The organism is Mesorhizobium caraganae (assembly GCF_016836705.1).
Classification (GTDB): domain Bacteria; phylum Pseudomonadota; class Alphaproteobacteria; order Rhizobiales; family Rhizobiaceae; genus Mesorhizobium; species Mesorhizobium caraganae.
The window spans coordinates 1-3140 of sequence record NZ_JAFCGY010000076.1 but is presented as its reverse complement, the minus strand read 5'-3'; the positions used below and the strand labels follow the sequence as shown (position 1 = coordinate 3140).

General features: G+C 54.3%; 1 tRNA gene and 2 rRNA genes. All 3 read right to left on the bottom strand.

The window, feature by feature from the left end:
• Positions 1-37: 37 nt before the first annotated feature.
• Positions 38-114: transfer RNA gene (locus JQK88_RS35250), tRNA-Met, on the bottom strand.
• Positions 115-328: 214 nt separating this feature from the next.
• Positions 329-443: ribosomal RNA gene (rrf, locus tag JQK88_RS35245) — 5S ribosomal RNA — on the bottom strand.
• Positions 444-717: 274 nt separating this feature from the next.
• Positions 718-3140: ribosomal RNA gene (locus JQK88_RS35240) — 23S ribosomal RNA — on the bottom strand; the annotation flags it as partial.

Genomic DNA, 3140 nt, shown 5'->3' with positions numbered 1-3140 from the left:
ATACAAAAAGGCCCGCACGAGGCGGGCTTTTTTGATTTGGTTGCGGGGACAGGATTTGAACCTGTGACCTTCAGGTTATGAGCCTGACGAGCTACCGGGCTGCTCCACCCCGCGTCAACCTTAGAGGTAAGCCGAAGCTTACTGGATTAGAAGAGCCGCCAAATGAAAGGGCCGCTTTCGCGGCCCGTAGTCCCGTTGGCGGGCCTCGATGCATGTCGCCCAAAAGTGTTGAGCGGTTTTGGGATAACGACATGCATCAACATAATCGTAATGAGAAGATTCCACTCCATCCGATTTCTGGATCGAGAGTTCAACGTGCGTTTGGCAGACCTGGCAGCGACCTACTCTCCCGCGTCTTGAGACGAAGTACCATCAGCGCTGGAGCGTTTCACGGCCGAGTTCGGAATGGGATCGGGTGCAGCCGCTCCGCCATAACCACCAGGTCGGCAAAACGCACGTTATATCGAGAAGCTGGGTTGGGGATTAGGCAGTAGTCAATAGTGAGCAGGGGATACCCGCTCGCTATCGGCTTGTGCCGTTTGCCTGTCTTTCCGTGCCAAGGCGACATCTACAGTTGGCTTTCGGGCGTAGCCCGCAAGCGCGACTGCGCGTCGCCGGTTTTCCGGCGCCCTCGCGGAGCGTCCGGCCGAAGGCCGATACGACGCGTGAGCGCTGGTCAGACCATTTGACTTCGTCAAATGAGCATAAGGAATGAGAACGATCAAGCCGATCGAACTATTAGTACCGGTAAGCTTCAAGCGTTGCCGCTCTTCCACACCCGGCCTATCAACGTGGTCGTCTTCCACGGTTCTCAGGGAATACTCGTTTTAAGGTGGGTTTCCCGCTTAGATGCCTTCAGCGGTTATCCCGTCCGGATATAGCTACCCTGCTATGCGGCTGGCGCCACAACAGGTCCACCAGAGATCCGTCCATCCCGGTCCTCTCGTACTAGGGACAGATCCTTTCAATATTCCTACACCCACGGCAGATAGGGACCGAACTGTCTCACGACGTTCTGAACCCAACTCACGTACCGCTTTAAATGGCGAACAGCCATACCCTTGGGACCTGCTCCAGCCCCAGGATGCGATGAGTCGACATCGAGGTGCCAAACAACCCCGTCGATATGGACTCTTGGGGGTCATCAGCCTGTTATCCCCGGCGTACCTTTTATCCGTTGAGCGATGGCCCTTCCACGCGGGACCACCGGATCACTATGACCGACTTTCGTCTCTGCTCGACTTGTCAGTCTCGCAGTCAGGCAGGCTTATGCCATTGCACTCAGCGAACGATTTCCGACCGTTCTGAGCCCACCATCGCGCGCCTCCGTTACTCTTTAGGAGGCGACCGCCCCAGTCAAACTACCCACCATACATTGTCCCGGACCCGGATAACGGGCCGCGGTTAGACATCCATAGTAATAAGGGTGGTATTTCAAGGGTGGCTCCACCTGAGCTGGCGCCCAGGTTTCAAAGCCTACCACCTATCCTACACATGCCACTACGAATGCCAATGTAAAGCTATAGTAAAGGTGCACGGGGTCTTTCCGTCTAACCGCAGGAACCCCGCATCTTCACGGGGAATTCAATTTCACTGAGTCTATGCTGGAGACAGCGGGGAAGTCGTTACGCCATTCGTGCAGGTCGGAACTTACCCGACAAGGAATTTCGCTACCTTAGGACCGTTATAGTTACGGCCGCCGTTTACTGGGGCTTCGATTCAGAGCTTGCACCCCTCCTCTTAACCTTCCAGCACCGGGCAGGCGTCAGACCCTATACGTCGTCTTGCGACTTCGCAGAGCCCTGTGTTTTTGATAAACAGTCGCTACCCCCTGGTCTGTGCCACCCTCCTCTACTTGCGTAGAAAAGGGTCACGCTTCTTCCGAAGTTACGCGTGCAATTTGCCGAGTTCCTTCAGCATAGTTCTCTCAAGCGCCTTGGTATACTCTACCTGACCACCAGTGTCGGTTTCGGGTACGGTTTATAAGGAGGAGCTATTTCCTGGAACCGCTCCGCTGCCCGTTCAATCCGATAAGATTGGACAACTTGTGCGATCCGTCACTACCTCCAAGCCCACGAATATTAACGTGGTTCCCATCGACTACGCGTTTCCGCCTCGTCTTAGGGGCCGGCTAACCCTGCTCAGATTAGCTTTAAGCAGGAACCCTTGGTCTTTCGGCGGGGGAGTCTCTCACTCCCCTTACGTTACTCATGTCAGCATTCGCACTTCTGATACCTCCACCACCCCTCACGGGTATGGCTTCATCAGCTTACAGAACGCTCCGCTACCGCTTGGCCCTTGCGGACCAAACCCTAAGCTTCGGTGTATGGCTTTAGCCCCGTTACATTTTCGGCGCAAAGACCCTTATTTAGACCAGTGAGCTGTTACGCTTTCTTTAAATGATGGCTGCTTCTAAGCCAACATCCTGGTTGTTTTGGGATCCTCACATCCTTTCCCACTTAGCCATAACTTGGGGACCTTAGCTGTAGGTCAGGGTTGTTTCCCTTTTCACGACGGACGTTAGCACCCGCCGTGTGTCTGCCGACTAGTACTCCCAGGTATTCGGAGTTTGGTTAGGTTTGGTAATCCGGTGAGGACCCCTAGCCCATCCAGTGCTCTACCCCCTGGGGTATTCGGTCGACGCTCTACCTAAATAGATTTCGCGGAGAACCAGCTATTTCCGAGTTTGATTGGCCTTTCACCCCTAGCCACAAGTCATCCCGAACTATTGCAACAGTTATGGGTTCGGTCCTCCAGTAAGTGTTACCTTACCTTCAACCTGCTCATGGCTAGATCACTCGGTTTCGGGTCTAATGCGACGAACTGAACGCCCTGTTCAGACTCGCTTTCGCTGCGCCTACACCTATCGGTTTAAGCTTGCTCGTCACACTAAGTCGCTGACCCATTATACAAAAGGTACGTGGTGACCCTTGCGGGCTCCCACTGTTTGTAGGCAATCGGTTTCAGGTACTCTTTCACTCCCCTTGTCGGGGTGCTTTTCACCTTTCCCTCACGGTACTAGTTCGCTATCGGTCATGCACGAGTACTTAGGCTTGGAAGGTGGTCCTCCCAATTTCAGACAGGATTTCACGTGTCCCGCCTTACTCGAGGACGATTGATCGCATTACGCGTACGGGGCT